This window comes from Parabacteroides sp. AM17-47 (genome assembly GCF_003434625.1).
In the GTDB taxonomy this organism is placed as follows: domain Bacteria; phylum Bacteroidota; class Bacteroidia; order Bacteroidales; family Tannerellaceae; genus Parabacteroides; species Parabacteroides distasonis.
This window is the reverse complement of the sequence record NZ_QTLI01000013.1, coordinates 89,297-114,420: the sequence shown is the minus strand read 5'-3', so window position 1 is coordinate 114,420 and position 25,124 is coordinate 89,297. Positions and strand designations below refer to the sequence as shown.

The following is a 25,124-nucleotide window of genomic DNA, read 5'->3' as shown; positions in this document are numbered from 1 at the left end:
AGGTAAGAAGAAAATGAAAATTAGCAAGATAACAAATTGGATGGTAGCCGGGGCTGCTTGCTTGCTGCTGGGTACCTCATGTGATGTGGATCCTACCTTCTATTCGCAGGTTGTTCCCGACACGTATTATACGAATGCAGACGCGATTTGGTCGCGTTTTAATCGTCCTTTTACGCATTGGCGTTGGTGGGTAGCTCATAACGACGCTCGTGTGCGCTTGATGGAAGTGGGAACTGATGCTATGTGTGTGCCTACTCGTGGTAATGACTGGTTTGATGGCGCCGTTTATCAGAACATGCATCATCATCATTTTATGGATGATATGAGCCCGATGAAGGATGGATGGGACTTGACGACGATGGGTGTGGCTCAGTCGTGGAGTGCCTTGGAGGATTTGGAGAATATCGATTTCGTATCGGTGGGCTTGACTGAGGAGGATCGTGTATCAATGATTAATCAGTTGAACGTATTGGCTGCCTCTTTTTATTTGGATGGTTTGGACATGTTTGGTGGTATGCCTCTTTACACATCTACGAAGGAGGATGTGAAGGCTCGTGCTACAGATGTGGAGACTTTCCATTTTATCGACTCCTTGTTGGATGTATCTATGCCGAATCTTCCGTTGAAGGAGACCTTGGGAGCACCCGAGACGAACGTTATCCATCGTGCTGTGGCTGCGGCTTTGAAGGTTCGTTTGTATTTCAACGCTGAATCGTATATCAATAAACCGATGTATGAGGAGGCCGCTAAGATTTGTCAGGATATTATCGATGGAAAGTATGGTCAGTATAAATTGGCCAACCATTTCACCGAGATCTTTGGTTGGGGTAATGAGACTTGCCCGGAGATTATCTGGACAGTACCTTCCGAGAATGCCAAAGGTGAGACGGATGGTGGTTTGACTGCCTTCACTCTTCCCTATAATTTCAAGGATTTCTTAGGGGGCTTGCAGGATGCTAGTGGTAATAATGGGCTTTGCCTATGCCCTAGTCGCGATCCGGAGGGTAACTTGTATAAGTTTAACGTAGGTAATCCATACGAGACATTCAACGACAAGGATATCCGTAAGCAGCAGTATGTATATGAGGGTGGTCGCAAATACCGTGGTATGTTTATCGTTGGTGAGTTGCAAAACCCGGATTTCCCCGAGTACAAATGCTTGGGTGCCCGCGAGTATGCCGGCAAGGTCTTGAATGTCGTAGACCAGATCGCTCATATCAGCCAGGTGGGCAATACGGTAGCCAGTCTTAAGGATCTGACTTCTACGATTGCCGATGCAGAGGAGAACTCAGGCGTGCGTGTTCTTAAATTTAGTCCTCTGCCTAATCAAGATGAGTTCAAGGAACGTTTCAACCCAGATTGTCCTGTAATTCGTCTGACAGAGATCTATTATACTTTGGCGGAATGTAAGATGCGTTTGGGCGATAAGAATGGTGCGGCCGATATCATCAACTCCATCCGTAAGCGTAACTTCGAGGGTGGAAACGACCCGGATCCTGTTACCGCTGCCAATTTGGATAAATACCGTATGCTGAAGGAATGGATGCAAGAGTTCTTGCGCGAGGCCCGTCGTCGCACGGACTTAATCCGTTGGGACGCATATGTGACAGAGGATTGGTGGGATCATAAGGCTACGAACGATGAGAAATACAATCGTTATCCATTGCATCAATTGTCATTGGGTGCGAACCCGTTGTTGGAACAGAACCCGGGATATTAATAAGTTAAACTTAATATAAAAAAGGAGGTATGTCAGTTGGGCATACCTCCTTTTTTTGATATGGTGTGGAAAACGCAGTAGTACTTACTTAACCGGAGAATATATACTTCATCGGGCAAGTAAGTATATATTTGTAGACGAAGTAAGTACTACTGCGTTTTCTGGCATATAATTTTGATCTGCTATTAGTTCTTATTCAAAATGGGAGGAATTGCGTTTGATCGAGCGTTTTTTCCTGCCAGTCAAGCGTATTGTCAAGGAAAGTTTTTGAGATCATATGTTCTTATCTTGTTCTGATAAAAAGGAATGTCTATCTTTGTTCATGGTAAGTATATCTAAACGATCATCGCTATGAACCAGACAATTTATCCTATCGGCATACAGAACTTTGAGAAGATCCGTAAAGACGGTTATCTCTATATTGATAAGACAGCTTTGATTTATCAGTTGGCTAAGACCGGAAGTTACTATTTCTTGAGTCGTCCGCGGCGTTTCGGCAAGAGTCTCTTGCTATCTACGTTGGAGGCCTATTTCCAAGGGAAGAGGGAGCTGTTCGAGGGGTTGGCGATGGAACGGTTGGAGAAAGACTGGGAGGTATATCCGATCTTGCATTTGGACTTGAATGCTCGTCATTATAAAGATACTGCCGCTCTGACTAGTATCTTGAATGAGTTCTTGGAGAAATGGGAGGCTTTATATGGAACGGAGAAACAGGATCGTGCCTTGGAGGAACGTTTCAGTTATGTGATAGAACAGGCTTACCGCCAGACCGGGCATCGCGTGGTGATATTGATTGACGAGTACGACAAGCCTTTGCTGCAAAACCTGCACGATGAAAAGACGCAAACGCAATTGCGGAATATGTTGAAGCCTTTCTACGGCGTGTTAAAGACGATGGATAGAGCCATTCGTTTCGCTTTGTTGACAGGGGTGACGAAGTTTGGTAAGGTAAGCGTGTTCAGCGATTTGAATAACCTTATGGATATCTCGATGGACAATCGCTACGTCGAGATATGTGGCATCACGGAGAAAGAGATACATGCCTACCTAGAAGAGGAGTTGAAGGAGCTGGCTGAGACACAGGAACTGGATTATGAGGAAACCAGCCAGAAACTCAAGGAGCGCTATGACGGATACCATTTTACCGCCAAGTCTGCGGGAATATACAATCCCTTTAGCCTATTGAATACCTTCGCCAAGATGGAGTTCGGAGATTATTGGTTCGAGACCGGTACGCCCTCTTACCTCGTTGAATTACTCAAGCATACCCATTACGACCTTTACGAGATGGCGAACACGGAGACTGATGCGGATGTGTTGAACAGTATCGATGCTGCCTCGAAAAATCCCGTTCCCGTAATCTACCAGAGTGGTTACTTGACGATCAAGGATTACGATCCTGAATTTGGTATCTACCGGCTAGGTTTCCCCAACCGGGAAGTGGAAGAAGGTTTCGTGAAATATCTCCTTCCATTTTACACGAGTGTTAGTGCGCCCAAGACCCCTTTCGAGATCGGGCAACTCGTACGAGAGATACGCTCCGGTGATTACGATGCGTTCTTCCGCCGTTTACAAAGCTTCTTCGCTGATACACCCTATGAGGTGATCGCCGGCCAGAAGCCGGAGCGTGATACGGAGTTGCATTACCGGAACGTGCTTTTTATCGTATTTAAGTTGGTTGGACTTTATACGCAGGTGGAATATCATACCTCACAAGGGCGTATTGATCTCGTTCTGAAGACCGATCGCTATATCTACGTGATGGAATTCAAGCTGAACGGCACCGCCGAGGAGGCGTTGCGTCAGATAGAGGAAAGACAGTATGCGCTTCCCTTTGCGAGTGATCCACGGCAAGTTTTTAAGATCGGCGTGAACTTCTCCTCTGTGACCCGTAACATCGAGCGATGGTTGGTGGAATAATAATCTATTAAGTATATGAACTGGAAACAAACGCTTTTCTGGTCTTTTTCGGCAGCTGCTATTTTTTATTATTTCCTGCTTTTTGGCGTGTTTGTGTTTGTCGGTCAGGAGGAGATGCAATTGTTTATACCTGAGTGGTGGTATATCCGGGAGTTCCTTTTTCAGCCGGGAGGATTTTGCGCTGTCGCCGGGCAATGGATCATTCAATACTACCGGCAGCCTATGTCGGCGGTGGTTCTCCATACGGTTTTACTCGTTGGTTGCGGGTTTATGGTCTATAGGATCTTGCGTTGTTTTTCTGACAAGACCTACCTGCTGTTCCTCTCTTTATTGCCGGTCCTGTATCTGGTTAAGATGAGTATTCATGGGGAGTATTTGGTGGACGGGACGGTTGGCGTGGTTTTGATGCTTTTAGCTTTGTCGGTCTCGCTAAAGGTGCGGCGGGCGGGTTCTATTGCCGGATACGGAATTGCCTCTACACTTTTTTTATGTGGGCTGACCGGGCTTCTTTCGGTCTGTTACGCTTTCTTATATACGCTGTTAGCCTTACTCCGCTACAAAACGTCGCGGCAAAGATTGGCCGCCGCTGCCTGCTTGATCCCAGCGCTTTTTATCTATTTGTTTAGCGGATGGTTAGGGATTCCTGTACCTTTGTCTGATGGATGGATGCCGGAAGCCTATCTGGAGATACAGCGATTACCTCATTATTATATGTATCGTGTATGGACTTTCTTTACCCTTTCGATTGTCGGTGTTGCTTTATTTGCTCGCTTTGTTCCGGTGATTGGCGAGAAGAGTAAATGGATGGATCGGGTAGCCCTTGTTGTTTGTCTGATCACGGCGCTGGTATCCATCCGGTTTTGCCTGCCGGAACCTTGGCATGCGCAACGCATGATGCTTGACGAGCTCTCTTTCTTAGCCCGGGAGAGGCAATGGGACGCCATTATTGATAAGTACCGGGGAAAGCAGATCTATAATTATGTTAGCTTAAACTATTTGAATATGTCGTTGGCCCATAAGGGAGAATTGGCCGACCGGATGTTTACTTTCGATCAGAAAGGAACGAAAAGCTTATGTGCCGATTGGAATCAGACCTTTTACATGGATCGTTTATTGAGCGATGTTCATTTTCTTGTTGGCGATGTCTCTTTGTCTGAAAGCTTTGCGATGGACGGATTTACGCAAGCCAAACGTAAAGGGAGTGCCCGCATGATGCAACGTTTCGTGCAAGTTTGTCTGATTAGGGGTGAGGTGGCGCTGGCCAAGAAATATTTGGACTTGCTTGCCGCTATGCCATTCTATAAAGATTGGGCTTGCCGTTATGCTATCTATCTGGTACATCCGGAATTAATGGATAAAGATCCGGAGTTGAGTGACAAATATATGCCTGTTGAGAAAAGGGATCGACTGAGTTTGTCCGTACCTGTCGATTCCTTATGGAGTGGATACAATCTTCCGGATCATCGGATCGGTTGGGAATACCGGGGATGTTATTATTTGTTGGGTAAGAAGCTGGATGCATTTGGCCGATTCTTGGAAGAGACATCTTTCATGAAGGGGGAACCGATACCCCGGCATTTCCAAGAAGCCGGATTGTTGTTGGCGGACAAAGACAGTATATCGCTTTCCTCCTATTCCATACAGCCGGAGATCGTAGACCGATACCGGGAATTCAAGCAGGTTTTGGGACGATCTGCCAACCAAGTGGATGTGTCCTCGATGTATCGACAATTTGGAGATACCTATTGGTATTATTACTATTTCAAGATCTTTAAAGGAGAAGAACAATGAAGCGATTATCTATCTGTTGGATTATAGGTTGTCTTTTGGGACTTGTGGCTTGTAGGCCGGAAGTTCCTGCGCAAGCGGAACAAGGAGAAACTGACGTGTTTCCGGATTACAGGGAAGTTACTGTACCGGTCAATATGGCCCCTCCCAATTTCAAGTTGGTTGATCAACAGCTACAGGGGATAACTCGGTTGAAAACTATGAATAGGGAGTTGATAATCGCAGCCGATCATGGTGTTTTCAACCTGCCGGAAACGGATTGGAAGACCCTGTCGCAGGACGCACAAGGAAAACAAATAGATGTGACGGTTTATTTTCGAGAACCTCAAAGTAATTGGAAACAAATGAGTTTCCCTATCTATGTGTCAAGAGATTCCGTTGACGCTTATTTGGTGTATCGCCGTATTTTTCCCGGATATCGGATGTGGAACGAGATGGGGATTTATCAACGATGTGTTGAAAACTATGTTGAAAAGTCTATTCTTGATAACCAATCGACAAATAATAGTTGTATGAACTGCCATGCCTTTTGTGAGCGACAAGGGGAACAAATGCTTTTTCATCAGAGGGGTTCTCATAATGGGACTTACTTGATTGATCATCGGCAGGTAAAGAAGATTGCGTTGGAACGGGACGGTAAGCTGGCTTCGTTCGTTTATCCGTATTGGCATCCATCCGGCCGGTATGTCGCTTTTTCTACCAATGAGACCCACCAAGACTTCCATCTTTCCGATGAGAATCGGATTGAGGTATATGACGTGGAATCGGACGTGCTGATCTATGACACGGAGAAGGAGAGGGTATTCAGTTCGCCATTATTGGCTTCCATGGCGTGTTATGAGACTTTTCCCACTTTTACTCCGGATGGTAACTATCTGCTGTTCTGTTCGGCGGATTCTGTCTGTATGCCGGAAAATTATCGGGATGTCCGGTATAACCTGCTACGAGTCGCTTTTGATCCGGAAGACGGTTCGATTGGAACCCAAGTGGATACCTTATATAATGCGAGGGAAGCGGGCCGGAGTGTTAAGTTCCCGAGAGTCTCCCCGGATGGGAAGCGGCTACTTTATACGGTGTCCGATTATGGCAATTTCTCTATTTGGCATAAGGATGCGGATTTGTATATGCTGGATCTGTCTACCGGGGCAATCGATTCTTTGCCGGAAGTGAATAGCCCGGATGTAGAGAGCTATCATTCTTGGAGCGGCAATAGTCGTTGGTTTGTCTTTTCCAGCCGCCGGGACGATGGGCTTTTCACACGCCCGTATTTGGTACATGTGAATGAGCGGGGGCAGTGCGGTAAACCTTTCTTGTTACCGCAAGCATCTCCGGATTATTATGAATGCTCCCTGTTCTCGTTTAATGTTCCGGAATTTATACATACTCCGGTTATAATCTCGAAGGAAAGGCTGGTCGAGGCTTCACGAAAAGAAGACACTACGACCATTAAACATATCGAGGGCATCTAATTTTTCACTTCTTTGTGCCGAAGGTATTTATAAAAGTCGTACTTTTGCGCTAAAATCAAAACGATGCGAAAAGTTCATTTGATCTCCGTAACCGAACCTTTGGTTTTAGATCTAGCCCTAGCACTTCGAGAAAAAGGATATGAGGTAAGCGCTTCCGGTTGTGGTCTGACTGAAGAGATGATAGGAAGACTTCATAACGCGGGCTGTACCTGTTATGGGGATGGGTGGTTTCCGGAGAAATTAATAAAAGATATTCACTCGGTGGTTTTGGGTGCTAAAGTAAAGCAAGATAACCCGGAATTATTGCGTGCGAAGGAATTGGGGATGTTAATCCAATCTATTCCGGAATTTATATTTCAACGGACTCGGTCGAAAACTCGGGTTGTTGTGGCGGGTAGTCGTGGAAAGAAGACAATTATTTCCATGATGGTCTGTGCGTTGCGCCGGCAAAAGTTGGCGTTCGACTATGCGTTGACTAGCAAGGTGGACTCGCTTCCGAATCGGGTACATTTGAGTTATGAGGCACGTATCGCTTTGATCGAAGGAGATGAGCATATCACCTCTGCCTTGGACAAGCGTTTCCAATTGGAATTCTATCGTCCGCATATCGCCATCCTGACGAATTTATCTTGGTCTACCGAGACGGATCATGCGACTCCGGAGGCTTATTTATCCACTTATCAGTCTTTCTCCGTTTCTATTGAGCGGGAAGGGAAATTGATTTATTTTGGAGGTGATGATACTGTCAGTCAGTTGGCAGGGGACGTCCGGAGCGATATCACCGCTATCCCTTTTGAGGAACATCCGGTCGTGGAGAAAGACGGGCAGACTTTTTTGCATACTCGCTACGGAGACTATCCGGTACGGATTCCCAATCGCTATTTCTTGATCAATCTGAATGCTGCACGTTTGGCTTGCCGGCAGTTAGGCGTTAAAGACGCGGATTTTTATCAAGCGTTATCGGAATATAGTTTATCTTTGCCGATATGATAATAGCTAGACAAAAAAGAAAAGAGAATATCGCTGAATATCTGCTTTATATGTGGCAGGTTGAGGACTTGATCCGGGCGAATAAGTTCGATATGGATTCGATCAACCGCACGGTGATCGCCCATTACGACCAGCCCGAGGAGGTGAAGAAGGAAATCGCTCAATGGTACGAGGAATTGATCGAGATGATGCGTAGCGAAGGGGTGATGGAGAAAGGTCATATCCAATTGAACAAGAATGTGATTATTACTTTGACCGATTTGCATCTCCGTCTTTTGAAATCTCCGAAAGAGATGGTTTATAGCGCGGCTTATTATAAGACGCTTCCTTATATCGTACAGCTCCGGGCTAAATCGGGTGGAGAGGATCTGCCGGAGCTGGAAACTTGTTTCGCTGCCGTATATGGCTATCTGCTTTTGCGTATGCAAGGGAAAGAGGTGAGTGCGGAGACGTTAGAGGGTATTAAACAAATCAGCTCCTTCTTGGCGTTGCTCGCCGAGAAATATCGGGAAGATATGAAAGGGGAACTTAAACTAGAGGATTAATAATAGATATAGACATGAAGACAGTTTTGGTAACCGGAGCGAACGGTCAATTGGGAAGTTCTATCCACGCTCGTATCAGCCAGTATCCCGGCTATAATTTTCTTTTTACGGATATAGATACGTTGGATATTTGCGACAAGGAGGCCGTCCGGAAATATGTCTTGGAAAATGATGTTCAATATGTCATGAATTGCGCCGCTTATACGGCGGTGGATAAAGCGGAGGAGCATGAGGATTTGTGTATGCGCATCAACCGGGATGCGGTACGGAACTTAGGTGAGGCCGCTCATGCCGTAGGTGCGAAGGTGATTCATGTATCTACCGATTATGTGTTCGATGGAACGAGTTGCCGTCCTTATCTGGAAAGCGATGCGACTTGTCCTGTTTCCGTATATGGACGTACGAAACTGGCGGGAGAGCAGGCCTTGATGGAGGTGTGTCCGGATTCCGTGATTATCCGTACGGCTTGGTTGTATTCCGAGTATGGAAACAATTTTATGAAGACGGTATTGCGTTTGGGAAAGGAGCGGGATGAGTTGCGTTTCATATTCGACCAAGTGGGTACGCCTACTTATGCCGGAGATTTAGCGGTCGCTATGCTTACCGTGCTGGAACGTGCCGAGGCGGGTAAATTTATACCGGGTATCTATCATTTCTCGGACGAGGGGGTGTGTAGCTGGTATGATTTTACGGTAAAGATCTTGCAAATAGCAGGTATGAATAACCGGGTGATACCCATAGAGACCAAGGATTATCCGACACCGGCCAGCCGGCCGCATTATAGCGTATTGAATAAAGGTAAGATAAAAAGCTCGTACGGACTGACGATTCCCCATTGGGAGACTAGCTTGGCCTACTGCATGAATAACAAAGTGTAACTGATAACAATATATACATATAAAATAGAATGAGCCAGTATTCAGAAGAGATTGAAAGAAGAAGAACGTTTGCCATAATCAGCCACCCGGATGCCGGTAAGACTACACTTACCGAGAAATTATTGTTATTTGGTGGCGCTATCCATGTAGCGGGAGCGGTGAAGTCTAATAAAATCAAGAAGACTGCCACGTCCGACTGGATGGAGATTGAGAAGCAACGCGGTATCTCCGTAGCTACCTCCGTAATGGCTTTTGATTATTCCGATCATAAGATTAATATCTTGGATACACCGGGCCACCAAGATTTCGCCGAGGATACGTTCCGTACCTTGACGGCGGTGGATAGCGTTATTATCGTAATCGATATCGCCAAGGGCGTGGAGGCGCAGACTCGTAAGTTGATGGAGGTTTGCCGTATGCGTAAGACTCCGGTGATCGTTTTTGTCAACAAGATGGACCGTGATGGTAAAGATCCTTTTGATTTGCTGGATGAGATAGAAGAAGAATTACAGATAAAGGTACGCCCATTGAGCTGGCCGATCGATATGGGACAACGTTTCCGGGGCGTATACAATATTTTTGAGCAGAAACTGAACCTATATACCCCGAGTAAGCAATATGTGACGGAGAATGTGGAATTCAAGGATATCACTAGTCCGGATCTCGAGACTTATATTGATCCTACGCAAGCTGCGAAGCTTCGTGAGGATATAGAGTTGATAGAGGGGGTTTATCCCGAATTTGATGTGAATACGTATTTGGATGGGGATATCGCTCCGGTATTCTTTGGTTCCGCTCTGAATAACTTCGGTGTGAAAGAGCTATTGGATTGCTTTATCCGTATCGCTCCCTCGCCACGTCCGATCCATGCGGTAGAGCGTGTGGTAGACCCGAATGAGGATAATTTCACCGGCTTCATTTTCAAGATCCATGCGAATATGGACCCGAACCATCGCAGTTGTATCGCTTTTGTGAAGATTTGTTCCGGTCGTTTTGAGCGTAATGCGAACTATAAGCATGTACGCTTCGGTAAGATGATGCGTTTCAGTAGCCCGACGGCTTTCATGGCTCAGAAGAAAGAAGTGGTGGATGAGGCGTTCGCGGGTGATATTATCGGTTTGCCGGATACCGGGAATTTTAAGATAGGGGATACGTTGACTTCCGGAGAGGAATTGCATTTCAAGGGATTGCCAAGCTTCTCTCCCGAGATGTTCAAATATATAGAGAACGCCGATCCGATGAAGGCAAAGCAATTGAACAAAGGTATCGAGCAATTGATGGACGAGGGTGTAGCCCAGTTGTTTACCAATCAATTCAATGGCCGGAAGATTATCGGTACCGTGGGACAATTGCAGTTTGAGGTTATTCAATACCGCCTGTTGCATGAGTATGCCGCTCAATGTAAATGGGAGCCGATCAGCCTATATAAGGCTTGCTGGATCGAGAGTGATAACCAAGAGGCATTGGAGAATTTCAAGAAACGTAAGGCGCAATATATGGCGTTGGATAAGGAAGGCCGTGATGTTTATTTAGCGGATTCCAGCTATGTATTGATGATGGCCCAACAGGATTTTCCGGATATTAAGTTCCATTTTACATCAGAGTTCTAATATGAAAAGTCAATTCTCCATTCTTTGTTTACTTGTTAATATCTTGTTGATAAGTTGTGAACAGGCTCCCCAATACTATGAGGTATCCGGAAGGCTTCATACACCTTATCATATTAAGTTTGAGCATACTAAACCATTGGATAAGGAGATTGACGAGCAGTTGAAATATTTCTACCACCTGTTTAATGCTTTTGATTCTACTTCGGTAATCAGTCAGGTAAACCAGAACCGTGACATACGGGTAGATACGCTCTTCCAAAAAGTCTTTAAGAAGGCGCTTGAAGTGTCTACTGAGACAAATGGGGCCTACGACGTGACTTGCGCCCCGTTGATCAACCTTTGGGGGTTTGGCTTCAGCCGGAAGGATAGCGTAACCCCTGCCCATATCGACAGTGTCCGTCAGTTTATCGGTTTTCAGAAAGTTCGTTTAGAAGGGGATCGCATCGTGAAGGACGATCCTCGCTTGATGATGAACTTTTCTTCTTTGGCGGATGGAACGGTTTGCGATATGATAGCCCAAATGCTGGAGAAGAAAGGGGTCCGTAATTATTTGGTGGAGTTTGGTGGCGAGATGCGTGTGAAAGGTGTGAATCCCTCGGGCATGGATTGGCGCTTAGGGATCACGAAGCCTACGGATGACGCTGCCGGCATGAATCAAGAACTCGAGCAGATCGTTAGCTTCCCTAAACCGTTAGGAATGGCTACATCAGGTAATTACCGTAATTTTTATATAAAGGATGGACGTAAATACGCCCATACGATCGACCCTCGTGAAGGTTGCCCTGTACAGCGGGATATCCTTAGCGCTACGATCGTCGCTCCGGATGCCATGACCGCTGATGCGTATGCTACCGCGTTTATGGTCTTAGGCTCGGAGGAGGCTAAGTCCTTATGCGCTAAAGTGCCGGGTCTTGAATATTTTATTATTTGTTCCGATTCGATAGGAGACGGGTATCATCCGGAATACTCTGAGGGCTTTCGTCAATATCTGGTGACTGCCGATAAGTAATCGATTTATTTATAAGCTGTTAAGATGTTGTTCTTAGAATAGGCATTGTAAGATCTTTATGATGCCCATTCTAAGGAGCTTATAATGCCCATCGTAAGCATGCTATAATGGGCATTGTAAGAAAGGTCTATTTATAGGATAGATTTGATCTCTTCCAGAGAGCGGACTGTATGGGTCGGGGTGAATCCATCGGCAGGTAATCCTTCCGGATTCAACCATATCTGGTCGATCTTGGATTGGTAAGCCCCAATGATATCAGCTTCCCAGCTATCCCCGATCATTAAGCTCTCGGATCGGCGTGAGTTCGTGTTCTTTAAGGCGAAGTCGAAAATACCTTTATGGGGTTTTTGTATATTAGCGTCCTCGGACAGGATCATCCGTTCGAAATAAGGAGCCAAGCCTGCGTTGCTAAGTTTCTTGAATTGTACCTCACGGAATCCATTGGATAAAATAAATAACCGATAGGAAGGGCGGAGATATTCCAGTAATTCAATGGCTCCGGGCACTAATCGGGTTTTGGTGGTCGTGCGTTGCAAGAAATCATTATTTACCGATAAGACGGTTTTCTTATCTTCTATTCCTAACGGACGAAGTACGTAGAGAAATCGATCCAAGATTAAGGTTTGCCGGTCTATTTCCCCCGAACGGTACTTGGCCCATAAGTCTAGATTATGAGGCATATAAATATCGAAGAAAGCCTCGAAAGAGGCATAATACCGATTAAAGTGGTAATCGGTATATAGCTCTTCAAGGCATTCTTTATTGTTATGGTACGTGTCCCAAAGGGTATCGTCCAAATCGATAAATATACTTTTATAAATCATTATCCAACTTCGATCACTAAATACTTGCCTAGGCTCCAGAAAGCCTTCTCGTCATTTATTTTCAAGGTCAAGTTTCCGTCTTCATCCTCTACGAACTCATAAGATCCTTCCGGATGATTGGATTTTAGTTTAGCCTTGCTTGCGAACAAAGGAATTTCTTTTACCTCACGGATATCGATAGAGATGAAATAATCCTTGTTGAAACCACTCTGCAATACTTTAGATTTAGAGAACAGGCCACCACCGGATAAGATCTTCTGTTCCTTCAATTCCTTGGAAGTACCGAAACAGTAGTAAGCCGTGTGAAGGGCTTTATCTTGAGCGTTCAATTTCTCGGATTGAGCGGCTGCGGTAGTAGCCAGACTTTCCACATCCTCATTCAAGGAACTTACCATCTCGTCCAATTCTTGGATACGTACGTTCTTCTTTGCCAAATCCTCTTGCAAAGCGACAATCATCGTTGCCTTTTGATCCAGCTCGGAGGAAAGACGATCGATCGTCTTTCGTAATGCGGAAGATTGAATACCGCTTTTCTTCAATTTCTCCTCCAACTGGCTGATTTGCTCCTTGTTCTTCTTCAAGGTCTCGCTGATCAATTGCATGTTTTGCTTGATTTGATCTCTGCGTGACTGATTTAGCTCACCGCCGGTTTGTTGTTGGATTGTCAAATAATTCTCGGCATCACGTATAGATTGAAAATCAGATTCAATATCATTTAGGGTGGAGAGCATATCATTAAGCTCATCCGTGTTCTTCGTATTCTCGATACGTAGAGAATCGTTCTCAGCCTTTAGTTTCTTGTAATCCGCTGAATTTTGGCCACAAGAGGCCAGCATGGCTGTGCAGACACATACTAATAATACTTTCTTCATGTTCTTTTTGCTTGTTAAGTTAAACATCTTTTTCTGTCTCTTTGTCCTTTTTATCTTTTAAGCCTGCTAATACAATAACAATCTCACCCCTTGGTTCGTTCACGGTAAAATGCTGAATTACTTCTTCTAAGGAACCTCGTACGGTTTCCTCGTGTAATTTGGAGATTTCCCGGGATACTGATACTTGGCGGTCCGTACCGAAAAACTCGGCGAATTGCGTCAAGGTCTTGAGCAGACGGAAAGGTGATTCATAAAAAATAATAGTCCGGTATTCCAAAGCCAATTCTTTTAGCCGGGTCTGCCTTCCTTTCTTTTGAGGGAGAAACCCCTCGAAACAGAACTTCTCATTGGGTAATCCGGACGCTACCAAGGCGGGCACGAAAGCCGTAGCTCCGGGCAGGCACTCTACGTCTACCCCTTGGCGAACACATTCCCTCACCAACATGAATCCCGGATCGGAGATGGCCGGCGTACCGGCATCGGAAACAAGGGCGATATTCTCGCCTCCCTTGATACGGGCCGCGATTTGCTCCACCGTCTTATGTTCATTGAACTTGTGGTGGGACTGCATCTTGTTCTGTATCTCGAAATGTTTCAGCAAGATGCCGGTCGTACGGGTATCCTCCGCTAAAATAAGATCAACTTCTTTTAGCACACGGATCGCCCGGAATGTCATATCTTCCAAGTTACCAACAGGGGTTGGGACTACAGTCAATTTTGCCATATCGTATATTTATGAGAAGCGTTTTTCCAATAGCTTGATGAAATCGGCTACGGAAGCGTCTTCTATATTCCAGTTCAACACCTTGTTCAGATAAGTGACCGATTCCTCGTACGAGCTAAGATCGTTCAGGTCTGAGATCGCCTTATTCATTTTCTCCTCATTTCCTCCGAATAATTCCCTTCTGAAGCGGAAACGATCATTTAAACTGAATGCCTTACGGAAATCAGAAAGATTCTTTTTCTCCAATATATCATTCAGTGAAATACTGGATTTATCCGCTAATATAGTTTTATGTGGAATCTCTATCTCTTTCAAGGGGATTGTCTCTTGTACGATCTTTTCTTCTGGGATCACTTTTTCGACAATTGGTTCTGCTACGATAGGTTCCTCAACGACCGGTTCTTGTACCTGTACGACCTCGATCGTAGGGGATACTTCCGGAGCCGGTTGCACCTCCGGCATCTGTAAAGGTTTACTTACGGGAATAGAATCGATAAGTCGTTGATGTTCCTCCATTTGTTTACGCAAAGCCTCTAACTGAAACTCCTCCAGCGTATGAAGCTCCTTCAATACCTTGTGGGTCAACTGGAAGGTCTGGTTGAAGAAAGAGGCGGGATAAATTTCCGCATCCCTCATTCCGGCTACCAACTTCTCCAGCTCCCTGATATCGATCAATAGATAATCTATTTTTTCCTTGTTTGCCATTTCTATATGTTTTTCAGATGCTATAAATCATCCGGACATACGTATGTTTTGCAACAAAAATAAGTATTTCTTGTCAATGTTGCCAGTTTCGATCTTAAAATATTGTAAATCATTCGACGAACTCGTCCGGTAAATTCACCAGATATAGGTGATGGGTCGCCCGGGTAAAAGCCGTGTAGAGCCACCTATAGAAATCCTCACCAAGCATTTCCTCCGTGATGTAACCGATATCGAGAAAGACGTTCATCCATTGGCCGCCTTGGGCTTTATGGCAGGTTACCGCATAAGCGTATTTTACTTGGACGACGTTGTAATGAGGATCTACCTTCATCTTTTTCATTTTTCCCGCCTTGGTAGGAATGTCCTCGTAATCTTCCAATATGGTGTAAAAGAGCTTGTCGTTTAGCTCCTTAGGGAGGGCGGGGGAGTCGGTCTGTAAAGTATCCAATAGGATTTTCAAATCGATTTCCAGATCATAATCTTGAAAACGAGCCGTGATGTCGGCAAAGCGGAAGCCATACATCTCCGTGACACGGCGTACCCGCATGACTTGAATGATCTCTCCGTTCGCTATAAAGTCCATCTCCTTGCAATTCGCTGTCCAATAATAATTGTTCTTCGCTACCATTAAACGATCGCCGGACGATAGCTCTTCTTCCCTGTATAGGATACGGTTACGTATGCCGTTATTATAAATCGTGGCTCGTTTATTCGAGCGGGAGATAATCATTGTCTCTTCCATACCGTCGCGGCTATAGGCGGAAGATATTTCCTCAATTAGCTCATCTCCATTGACTTTCGTGAAATCGGAGAAGCCTTTTAATTGTAATTTCGGAAAGATCTCGACCGTGTGGTTTCGTAGTGCGTCTCGTAGCCGGGTAGCGTTGAACAGGATTCCCGAGTCCTCGCTTTGGCGTACGACTTGAGTTAACGCTATCTCCCAAACCTGTAGGTTGTAACCCCGTAATATCTCAGGATTCAAGGCGGGACTCTCCGTTTGCATCACCGGAGGAAGCTGTGCGACATCTCCCATTAGGATAAGACGGCAGTTTTCCCCGGAATAGACATACTGGATTAAATCGTTCAACAGGCGTCCGGAACCAAAAACAAATGAATCCAACCCCTCGTTGGCGATCATAGAAGCCTCGTCGACGATAAAAAGTGTATCTTTATGTAAATTATCTGCCGGCATGAAGCCCGTCGGCTCATTGGAAAACGCCCGTTGACGATATATTTTTTTATGAATTGTATACGCTTTTTGGCCAGCGTAGCCCGAGAAAACTTTGGCTGCTCGTCCGGTTGGAGCCAACAAAAACGTTTTTTGCTTTAGTTCGTTAAGCGTTTTCACCAAAGCCCCGACCAGAGAGGTTTTTCCGGTTCCTGCGTAGCCTTTCATCAGTAGAAGGCTGTCCGGTTCCTCTGACAAGAGAAATTCGGTAAGCGTATGAAGCGCTAAAAACTGATCATCCGTCGGTTTATAGGGGAAATTTCGTTCGATTTGCTGGCTTATGTAACTATTTATCATTTTGATCGCAATAATTTTCGCGATAAAGGTAGTGTATTAAATATTCTTTTTTAAATTTGCCGAACGAAATAAATTCAAAAAACAATACAAACCATGAAAGTTACATTAAAGATTTTATTAGCTGCCGCAGTTGTACTGCTAGTTTACATGTGCTACAAGAGCGTCACTGGTCCGATTGAGTATGATGATCAGAAGACTATTCGTGACAATGCGATCATCGCCCGTTTGATTGAAATCCGTAAGGCTCAGATCGAATACAAGAACATGTATAAGACTCATGCCGGAAGTTTCGACGATTTGGAGAAATTCTTGAATACGGATAAGTTGCCGTTCTTGATCAAGGAAGGTGTATTGACGGATGAGCAGTTGGAGAAAGGTATGACAGAAGCAGAGGCTGTTAAGAAAGGTTTAATCAGACGTGATACCATGTGGGTATTGGCGAAAGATACTTTGCTGGGTAAGAACTATGATGTAGCGGCTATGCGTTATGTTCCGGCCGTTCCGGGTGAAAAGATTACTTTCAAGATGGATACGGCTACGTTGAAATCTGGTTCGGGTTATGAGATCAAAGTATTCGCTTGTGAGGTTCCTTACAAAGAATATTTGCGTGACATGGATGCTCAGTTGACTTATAACTTGATCGACAAGGCAGAGAAACAAGGTAAGTTCCCGGGATTGCGCGTAGGTTCTTTGGAAGAAATTAATAACAACGCAGGTAACTGGGAATAATCAGCGGCTCATATGACTATCAGCATTCCTGATACGTTAACTACTGATAATTCGGAAAAGTATATAGTGTCCATCCGGCTTCGGTCGGGTGGACTTTCTTTTTCCGGGTATGATCCCTCGGCTGGAGGAAGTTTCTTTTATCGGGAAACGGAATTCGATCGGGCGGTCTCTTTCATTTCTTCCCTTAAGGAGTTTTTCTTCGCTCATGAGTTTCTTACGTGGACTTATAAACGGATTAACGTGATCTGTGTATCTCCGGAATATAGCTTGGTCCCTGATAATTATTGGGGGGACGGTAAGGAAGGGCGTTTATTGGATTTCAGCTTTTCTACACTGGAATTGCATTGCTTAACCGATACTTTAAAGGAACAACAGGCTAAGTTGGTGTTTGGTGTAGACGAGGAGGTTTACGAATTTTGCTCCCGTTCTCTTTTGCATCCTTTTTTCTCCCACTACATGACTTCTCCGCTAACGCTATGGACAAAAGAAAGTAGTGCTAGCTTACCCCGGCAAATGTATGTCGTGATAGAACGAAAGCGGATGGATGTGGCGTGTTACGCTCAAGGGAAACTCTTATTTGTGAACTCTTACCCGATCGACCAATCGGACGATATAGTATACTATATATTATATGTATGGAAACAGGCGGGATTGGACCAAGAAAAGGACCAGTTGCTTTTAGCGGGGAAATCTTCCTCGCGAATGCGGGTTCTGGAGCGATTGCGAACCTATTTACGCCATGTTAAGCCGGTGGAGATCCCTTCGGAAGCCTATCTGCTGGGAACGGATGTAACGAAAGCCCCTATGGATTTAATATCTTTATTAATATGCGAATAATAAGCGGTATATACGGTCGTCGGCGTTTTGACGTGCCCTCTTCGTTTAGCGCACGTCCTACGACGGATTTTGCGAAAGAGAATATTTTTAACGTAGTAAATAATTTGGTGGATCTGGAAGGTATGGATGCGTTGGATCTTTTTGCCGGAACCGGAAGTATCTCTTTTGAGTTGATCTCACGAGGATGCCGGAATGTAACCGCCATAGAGAAAAATAACGCTCATGCCTCTTTTATAGCCAAGGTAGCGAAAGAGCTGAAGACGGATGCATTGGCTCTGATTCGTGGGGATGTTTTCCGTTATTTGAATTCAGCCCCTAAGCAAAGTTTCGATTTCATCTTTGCCGATCCCCCGTATGCCTTGCCGGAGTTGCCGGAAATACCCGCCTTGGTTTTCGAGCGTGATTTACTAAGGGATGGAGGGATATTCATCATGGAACATCCTAAGACCAATGACTTCTCATCTTTGCCTTATTTTTATCAGCACCGGGTGTATGGCTCCGTGAACTTTAGCATCTTCCTTAAAGAAGGGGAGAAAACAGACGCATAAATGATTCCGCCATGCGTTGCTTGAGGGGGCGCTTTAACCAGCGGGAAGGGATCAAACGCTCACAGTGATGCATGTCGTGTGTAAAGATGCGTTTCATTTGCAGGGCGAATTCCTTTTGATATACGAAAGCGTTAATCTCGAAGTTATGCTCAAAGCTACGGAAGTCCATATTGGCGGACCCGATGCTTGTCAATGCGTCGTCGGACACGACTAGCTTGGAATGCAAGAAGCCCGGTTTGTAGAGGTATACTTTTACGCCGGCCTTTACCATCTCGTCGATAAAGGAATGACTGGCCATATTCGCTGAACGTGTATCGGAACGCTTAGGCAGCATCAAACGAACATCCACTCCCCCTAAGGCGGCGGTTTGCAACGCTTGGTTCAATCCTTCGGTAGGCAGGAAATAAGGGGTTTGTATAAAGATATACTTCTTGGCGTTGGCGATCATGAAAATGGTCGCTTGCAACAAAGTTCTCCATTGACCTACCGGACCGCTAGTGGCGATTTGCATAATATTATCGCTATAGATTTGGGCGGCCGGATAGTAAATCCGATCGTTCAAGAGTTTTTTACTAACCACGTACCAATCGATGAGGAATACGGATTGAAGCCCGTGCACTCCTTTCCCTACAAATTTGAAATGCGTATCCCTCCATGTGCCCCAAGAGGTTCCCTTATCGTATCGGTCGGCTATATTCATGCCTCCCATAAACCCGACTTTACCGTCTATCACGATAATCTTGCGGTGGTTCCGGTAATTCACCTTACTGGTGAAAACGGGGAACGCTACCCTCAAGAACGCATATACCTCGATACCCGCTTCCTTCATTTCCTTAAAGAAGCCGTCTTTTACATTCCAGCAACCCACATCATCATAAAGCACACGTACCTTCACGCCTTCTTTTACTTTCTTGATAAGGAGTTGTTGCACCTGTTTTCCTATCTCGTCATCACAGAATATATAATATTGTATATGGATATGGTGGGTCGCTTTCTGGATCTCTTCCAGCAAGTCTTTGAACTTATCGGTACCATTCGTATAAATCGTGATTTGTGTTCCGTATAGGAGGGAGGATTGGTTGGTGTTAGTCAACAAGGTCGATAAAGGTTTATAGGGGTCCGGAACTACGCAGGCGTCTTGAGGTAATTTACCCTCTTGCGGCCTTTTCATGATGCGTTTATAGGTACGCCTCGATATGATCCGTTGTTTCCGGTTATCTTGTCCAAAGAAGAAATAGAAAAGCAGTCCGATACCGGGTGCTAATAATAAGACGATTACCCAAGGAATTGTCTTTAACGGATTCCTATTCTCTGTAATGATAACTAATACCAGTCCTAATATAGTGACGCTATACAATATGATAAATATCGTACCAACGATTAACTGTATATGAATGGCTGCTAACATGAAACTCTCTCTTTGCTATAATCTGCTATAATTTGCTAAGATAAGAATGCTTTCCGAGAATAGCAAATTTCCGTATTCTTTTTGGGCTGTATAGAAGGGACAAAAAGTAAGTTAACTTAAATGGCAAAGTAAGCTAACTTAAATGCCCGAGTAAGTTAACTTACTTTGCCAGCGAAGCTAGCTGACTTTGGAAGCGGGGTTATGTACATTTTAAAATAATGAGGTCGTTTTCTAAATATGAAGTGTCATTTGTTGATTTTGGCGCAGGCTATTATGAGAAGTATCTATGATAACAATAAAAATATTTAGATTGAAAACGACTGTAAAAAACGATCGTTTCAATTAGTCGTTTGCAAAGGTAGGCATTTCTCCGAGACCGGCAACCTTTTCCGATTAAATTTTGTCCTGCTATATATCTTTTTCTCAACAGGATAGATTAATCAAAGTGTCACGAATATGACAAAAGAGCATCATCTTTTTACTTTCTAAAAAAATGCAAGATCTAAACGATCGTTTTCACTAGTCGTTTTTTATGTGGAAGGGTAAGAATAAGAAAAACAGTAAACCAATGATAACTTGGAATCAAACTCTAGAGATATGAATAGAAAGTCTTCTATACGAGCCATTTTACTCCGTAAGGAATGCCTTTTATTCTTTTTGCTACTATTGCCTATGTTTACAAAGGCCCAATATAATAAGGTATATGCGGATATCACCGCGAATATGCTGGTCGATATGGGTTTTGAGAATGTTGTCTGGTCGGAAGACGAGAAGGAGAGAGTGTATGTCTTGGAGAATACCCCTTGGCGTTTGCAGGGTGTGGGACTGGCCCATGCCATAGACCGCATCCAGAAAACAGGCTTGCCGGAGAAGGGCAAATCCTGCCGTATCGTCGTATTGGATAATAACATACCGCAGATCTCATTGATCTATACGGCAAATCCGGACAGCTTGAAGGCGGCTCCCGGCTCCTATGCGGCCCGTTCCGCCTGGGATGCTACTTACGATCTGGGCGATAGCTGGGATAAGGTGAAGAAAGAGTACCGTATGAATAGCTCCTTATTTAAAGTAGACGTGGTGGTTTATCCGGAGTTGTATCTGAAGAACCTCATTATCACGCAAATATACCAAGTGTTATTCAACCTCTCGCCTGCGATCGAGGTCTCTTTCTGGAATGGGATGAAGCTGACGGCACAGATGGTGTTTCCTATATATAATGATGGATATGGTCCTTGGGCGGGTAAGATTCACCCGGGCATGGTTACCCTTTCCCAATCTTTTCGTTTACCTTATCGTACGTTCGCCAGAGCCAGTATCGGTTTGTTCAATGCGGATCGTTATGGCGTGGATTTAGCGGTAACCCATCATTTGAAGGATGAACGTTTTTCTTTGGAAGGACGTATTGGTTGTACGGGTACGGGATCTTGGCAGAAGTTTGAATATCATTATGGGACTCACCAACGGGTGACATGGTCGCTGGGAGGTAGTTTCTACTGGCCAAAATACAATACGCAAGTCTCCTTGAAAGCCGAGCAATACTTACTGGGTGAGATCGGAGGACGGATTGACTTGATCCGCCATTTTCGCTATTGTTCGATAGGATTTTATGCGATGAAGGCGCAAGGTGCTTTGAAAAACGGCGGTTTCCGGTTTCAAGTGGCTCTTCCTCCTTATAAATATAAACGTAAGAATATGCGGGTGCTTCCTTCTGACAACTGGGGTATGTCTTACAACGCCGGTAATGAACGCTATTATTATAAGGGGTATAAAGCCTCACCGAATGATAACATCATGCAACAGAATCAATTCAATCCGTACTTTATAAAGTCGGAATTACTCAATTTTTAAATAGTTTTATTATGAGAACAATTACAAAGTTACAGACCTTATTGGTCTTGTTCCTTACGACAGCCATGGTATGTTTCATGGGCTGTAAGGATGACGATGATGATGTGCCTACTCCGGGTGGTGGTGGCACTGTTGCCACCTATGCGATTAGTGGTACGGTCATGGATGCCAGCAACAACCCGATGATTGGCGTTAGCGTAGCTCTTTCTGGAGCTCAATCTCTTAGTGCTACGACGGGTTCTGATGGAACGTACTCTTTCGACTTGAAAAGCACACCAGGCTCTTACAAAATCGCCTTTAAGTCGGAAGGCTATGTAGACAGAAGCTATGATGTGGATGTGAAGAAGATCGAATCGGGTGTTGGACAGTATGTAGTAAACGCTGTCATGGTAAAGGGCACGACTCCCGATACTCCGAAAGAGTATAAGAAGGCGAAGTACAATCTTTCCGTATCGATCGAAGATGTTGTGGGAAAAGCTATCTCTACTTCCAGCCTTTCTGTTGTCGTAAAATACGGGGATAAAGAGATCGCTAAAGAGAATAAACCTAATTTTAAGGTCTCTGATGTGACTCCCGGTATCTACGACGTAGTAGCTACAGCTTCCGGATATACTAAAGCCGTGGCTAAGGTTGTCGTTTCAGCCGTTCCGGATCAAGAAAAGAAAGAGGGCGAAGGTGATACATTCGACGTTGAGTATCCAGCTATTATCGTGATGAATGTCGCTCCTTCTATTCCAGTAGACCCGGATGATCCTTCTAAGCCGACAGATCCTTCTGACCCGTCTGATCCTTCCAAGCCAACAGACCCGTCTGATCCTTCCGATCCTTCCAAACCGACAGATCCGTCAAAAGCGACTTATATCGTATCTGGTATAATAACAGACCTATCTACGGGCGCAGACATCAAGACAGCGGAAGTCACATTGATGTTAGGAAGTGAAGAGTTATTTATTTCTAAGAATGAGAGTGAGTTCTCTTTCAATATCGCATCATCAAAGGTTACGGAGGATGCTCAATTTATCTTGAGTGTTAAAGCCGCAGGTTATACGAGCTACTCTCGTACGATCATCTTTAAGGTCGGTCAGAGTATGAACTATGTATTTCCTATCACATTGAACCCTATAGGTACAGGTGGAAATACGGAGATTGATTTTTCTAAATATGGTGTTCAGGTTCCGGAAAAAGAAGCGGAAAAAGTAGCGGATGAGATTAAGAATGCGATTAACGCAGGCGGAACCGAAGAGGTTAAGGTGTCTGGTGTCACTTATGTGGATGAGAATAATGTTGAGCAAAAAGTAGACGTTGTCATTCCTGCTAATGTCTTAGATAACTATAAAGGTGCGGATAATGAGGTTCAAGCTCCAGTTATTAAGGTTTTGAATCAAAGTGATGCTGAGAAATTGACAGAATCGATAGGAGTGATTGAAAGTACGACCGCTGATGGTATAAAAGAGAAAGATGAGGTAAGTTTGGTCGCGGAAAGTGGTAAGCCTGTCGTTATCGTTATGCCGGCAAGTAGTAATCAAACATTGGTGATTGAACGTGATATGTCTGCGGAAGCTCTGCAATCCAATAATGTGACTTCTGATGCTGGTGCGGTAGCCAGTGTAAGCCGTGTATATAAAGGCGAGCCTAGCGGTACGGTATTCTCTCCGGCTTTGAAGATCTCGTTCGACGCTCCGAAGGATTTGGTTTCTTCTACACAGCCTATGGCATTGTTATATGCGACCACAGGCATAGATAATAAGAAGATCATGAAGATTGATCCTACGGCGGACCCTGTTTATATCAATGGTACTGGTGCGGAAATGTCTGTCGCTCACTTCTCTAAGTTTGCCGCAGGTTTTGAGTTGGCATTAGCGGAAACTGAAGATATCAGTACTGATACTACAATCGTAGAAAAGGTTGTTGACTACTGCTCTGATGGTAAGGCAGGAAACATTCCTGTAGTTGTTACAACTACAAATGCTTATGTTGGAGAAAACTTGCAGGATCTAGTCGGAAAATCTAACGTAGATGGTCAAGTCGCTAAGAATGCGGTTTATAACCGAATCTCTAATCGTTTGCAAGCTGATGGTTATCAGATAGGTATCCAAACATCATTGACAACATCCGTTCCTACGGAAGCTGATCGTACGGTCGCTTCTATGAGCTTGAAGAAGACATATACTACAAATACGTATGTATTTAAGTTTATGACAAAGGGTAAAAAGGTGGAAGAGATTCAGGTTGTAGCTAAAAAACTTATCAAGATAGAAGGTACTCCTGTTTACAAGCAATCCCACGGTCACGGACATGGTGATGGCAATAACGCCGGTGGCGGTATCATCATCCCGGATTAATGCTTGATATTTGAAGCTTGATTAAATAATGTTGAGCCGGAAGTTTATAAGTAAACAAAGAAAAATGAAGAAATTACTCTTATTGATCATATTCTTAAGTTGCTGGACGATACTTCCGGCTCAATTATCTTATGGCACGACAGGGCTATTGCATGCCCCGTCCGCCGATATGCAAAAGGACAAGACCGTGATGCTTGGCGGAAACTTCTTGCATCAAGAGCTTACGCCTCCCAAGTTTAATTTTAATACGTGGAATTATTATTTGAACGTGACGATCTTCCCGTTTCTGGAAGTAGCGTATACTTGTACGCTGTTTACGGCCGAGAGCCTTGGATTGGATAAGCATGGCTATTCCGGATTCACGAACCAAGATCGTTATTTCTCCGCCTGCTTACGTGTGTTGAAAGAAAGCAAATACATCCCCGCTGTCGTGCTGGGGACTTCGGACCCTTTTACGTCATCCGGGCATAAATTCGCTTCAGCCATAGGGAACGGCTATTTCTGCCGTTATTATCTGGCCGCTACCAAACATTTTCAGCTGGGAAGGGGAACCTTAGGCGTTCATTTATCCTATCTGTATAATCGCCGTGAGGATTATCCCTTGAACGGTGTGGCGGGAGGTATCACCTACAATCCTTCATTCGCCCCGCATTTGAACGTCATAGCCGAATACGATTCGAAAGACTTCGCTATGGGAGCCACTTACCTGCTATTCAATCATATACATTTTCAATTCGAATTGCAGCGAATGAAGTATTTCTCCGGTGGACTATGCTATAAGATTTATTTGAGATAAAAAGAGGTTCAGCCTTTGTCCGTTTTTAATCCGCTTG

General features: G+C 44.6%; 21 protein-coding genes. 15 read left to right on the top strand and 6 right to left on the bottom strand.

The window, feature by feature from the left end; all coding sequences use genetic code 11:
* The first annotated feature begins 13 nt into the window (after window positions 1-13).
* From DW205_RS12170 to DW205_RS12130, 9 genes are all read left to right on the top strand, one after another.
* Entirely contained in the window at window positions 14-1,720 is a 1,707-nt protein-coding gene (locus tag DW205_RS12170; protein WP_005866928.1) for a RagB/SusD family nutrient uptake outer membrane protein, read from the top strand.
* A gap of 351 nt (window positions 1,721-2,071) precedes the next feature.
* On the top strand, window positions 2,072-3,640 hold the full coding sequence (locus tag DW205_RS12165; RefSeq protein WP_005866930.1) for an ATP-binding protein: 1,569 nt from the start codon (window positions 2,072-2,074) through the stop codon (window positions 3,638-3,640).
* A gap of 15 nt (window positions 3,641-3,655) precedes the next feature.
* On the top strand, window positions 3,656-5,431 hold the full coding sequence (locus DW205_RS12160) for a DUF6057 family protein (protein ID WP_005866932.1): 1,776 nt from the start codon (window positions 3,656-3,658) through the stop codon (window positions 5,429-5,431).
* Window positions 5,428-6,897 carry a PD40 domain-containing protein gene (locus DW205_RS12155; RefSeq protein WP_005866934.1) on the top strand — a complete coding sequence of 490 codons (1,470 nt, stop codon included), beginning with the start codon at window positions 5,428-5,430 and terminating at the stop codon, window positions 6,895-6,897. Before DW205_RS12160 ends, DW205_RS12155 begins: the two co-directional genes overlap by 4 nt.
* Window positions 6,898-6,960: 63 nt before the next feature.
* Window positions 6,961-7,887 carry a Mur ligase family protein gene (locus tag DW205_RS12150; RefSeq protein ID WP_005861318.1) on the top strand — a complete coding sequence of 309 codons (927 nt, stop codon included), beginning with the start codon at window positions 6,961-6,963 and terminating at the stop codon, window positions 7,885-7,887.
* Entirely contained in the window at window positions 7,884-8,432 is a 549-nt protein-coding gene (locus DW205_RS12145; protein ID WP_005861320.1) for a DUF4924 family protein, read from the top strand. Before DW205_RS12150 ends, DW205_RS12145 begins: the two co-directional genes overlap by 4 nt.
* Before the next feature lie 14 nt (window positions 8,433-8,446).
* Window positions 8,447-9,310 (top strand): dTDP-4-dehydrorhamnose reductase, encoded by an 864-nt coding sequence (rfbD, locus tag DW205_RS12140; RefSeq protein WP_005866936.1) that lies wholly within the window; start codon window positions 8,447-8,449, stop codon window positions 9,308-9,310.
* Between the two features lie 29 nt (window positions 9,311-9,339).
* Complete coding sequence (locus tag DW205_RS12135) at window positions 9,340-10,920, top strand: peptide chain release factor 3 (protein ID WP_005866938.1); 1,581 nt, start codon at window positions 9,340-9,342, stop codon at window positions 10,918-10,920.
* A 1-nt stretch (window position 10,921) separates the two neighbouring features.
* Window positions 10,922-11,929: an FAD:protein FMN transferase gene (locus DW205_RS12130; protein ID WP_005866940.1), complete on the top strand. Its 1,008-nt coding sequence runs from the start codon at window positions 10,922-10,924 to the stop codon at window positions 11,927-11,929.
* A gap of 131 nt (window positions 11,930-12,060) precedes the next feature.
* On the opposite strand, the gene DW205_RS12125 is transcribed toward DW205_RS12130, so the two are convergent.
* The 5 genes from DW205_RS12125 to DW205_RS12105 form a co-directional block, all read right to left on the bottom strand.
* A complete protein-coding gene (locus tag DW205_RS12125) occupies window positions 12,061-12,753 on the bottom strand; it encodes a YjjG family noncanonical pyrimidine nucleotidase (protein WP_005866942.1) in 693 nt (230 codons plus the stop codon).
* A complete protein-coding gene (locus DW205_RS12120; protein WP_005861330.1) occupies window positions 12,753-13,625 on the bottom strand; it encodes a hypothetical protein in 873 nt (290 codons plus the stop codon). The genes DW205_RS12125 and DW205_RS12120 overlap by 1 nt, the downstream gene beginning before the upstream one ends.
* Before the next feature lie 19 nt (window positions 13,626-13,644).
* Window positions 13,645-14,349 carry a 16S rRNA (cytidine(1402)-2'-O)-methyltransferase gene (rsmI, locus tag DW205_RS12115; RefSeq protein WP_005866944.1) on the bottom strand — a complete coding sequence of 235 codons (705 nt, stop codon included), beginning with the start codon at window positions 14,347-14,349 and terminating at the stop codon, window positions 13,645-13,647.
* Window positions 14,350-14,358: 9 nt separating this feature from the next.
* Complete coding sequence (locus tag DW205_RS12110) at window positions 14,359-15,054, bottom strand: hypothetical protein (protein ID WP_005866946.1); 696 nt, start codon at window positions 15,052-15,054, stop codon at window positions 14,359-14,361.
* A gap of 109 nt (window positions 15,055-15,163) precedes the next feature.
* A complete protein-coding gene (locus DW205_RS12105; RefSeq protein ID WP_005866948.1) occupies window positions 15,164-16,579 on the bottom strand; it encodes an ATP-dependent RecD-like DNA helicase in 1,416 nt (471 codons plus the stop codon).
* 93 nt (window positions 16,580-16,672) lie between these two features.
* Here DW205_RS12105 and DW205_RS12100 point away from each other — a divergent pair, with 93 nt between their 5' ends.
* The 3 genes from DW205_RS12100 to DW205_RS12090 are packed head-to-tail and all read left to right on the top strand — an operon-like array spanning window position 16,673 to window position 18,693.
* On the top strand, window positions 16,673-17,308 hold the full coding sequence (locus tag DW205_RS12100; protein ID WP_005861338.1) for a hypothetical protein: 636 nt from the start codon (window positions 16,673-16,675) through the stop codon (window positions 17,306-17,308).
* A gap of 12 nt (window positions 17,309-17,320) precedes the next feature.
* Window positions 17,321-18,145 (top strand): DUF3822 family protein, encoded by an 825-nt coding sequence (locus tag DW205_RS12095; protein WP_005866950.1) that lies wholly within the window; start codon window positions 17,321-17,323, stop codon window positions 18,143-18,145.
* Window positions 18,136-18,693, top strand: a complete 558-nt coding sequence (locus DW205_RS12090; RefSeq protein ID WP_005861342.1) for an RsmD family RNA methyltransferase — start codon at window positions 18,136-18,138, stop codon at window positions 18,691-18,693. The genes DW205_RS12095 and DW205_RS12090 overlap by 10 nt, the downstream gene beginning before the upstream one ends.
* Here the strand turns inward: DW205_RS12090 and cls are convergent.
* On the bottom strand, window positions 18,665-20,101 hold the full coding sequence (gene cls, locus DW205_RS12085; protein ID WP_005866953.1) for a cardiolipin synthase: 1,437 nt from the start codon (window positions 20,099-20,101) through the stop codon (window positions 18,665-18,667). The genes DW205_RS12090 and cls overlap by 29 nt on opposite strands.
* A 597-nt stretch (window positions 20,102-20,698) precedes the next feature.
* Between cls and DW205_RS12080 the strand changes: the two genes are divergently transcribed.
* The 3 genes from DW205_RS12080 to DW205_RS12070 all read left to right on the top strand — a co-directional run bounded on the left by DW205_RS12080 (window position 20,699) and on the right by DW205_RS12070 (window position 25,087).
* Window positions 20,699-21,949, top strand: a complete 1,251-nt coding sequence (locus DW205_RS12080; protein ID WP_008778447.1) for a hypothetical protein — start codon at window positions 20,699-20,701, stop codon at window positions 21,947-21,949.
* A gap of 11 nt (window positions 21,950-21,960) precedes the next feature.
* Entirely contained in the window at window positions 21,961-24,291 is a 2,331-nt protein-coding gene (locus DW205_RS12075) for a carboxypeptidase-like regulatory domain-containing protein (protein ID WP_005866958.1), read from the top strand.
* Between the two features lie 64 nt (window positions 24,292-24,355).
* Window positions 24,356-25,087, top strand: coding sequence for a YjbH domain-containing protein (locus DW205_RS12070; RefSeq protein WP_005866960.1), 732 nt, complete (start codon window positions 24,356-24,358; stop codon window positions 25,085-25,087).
* The last annotated feature ends 37 nt before the right edge of the window (window positions 25,088-25,124 follow it).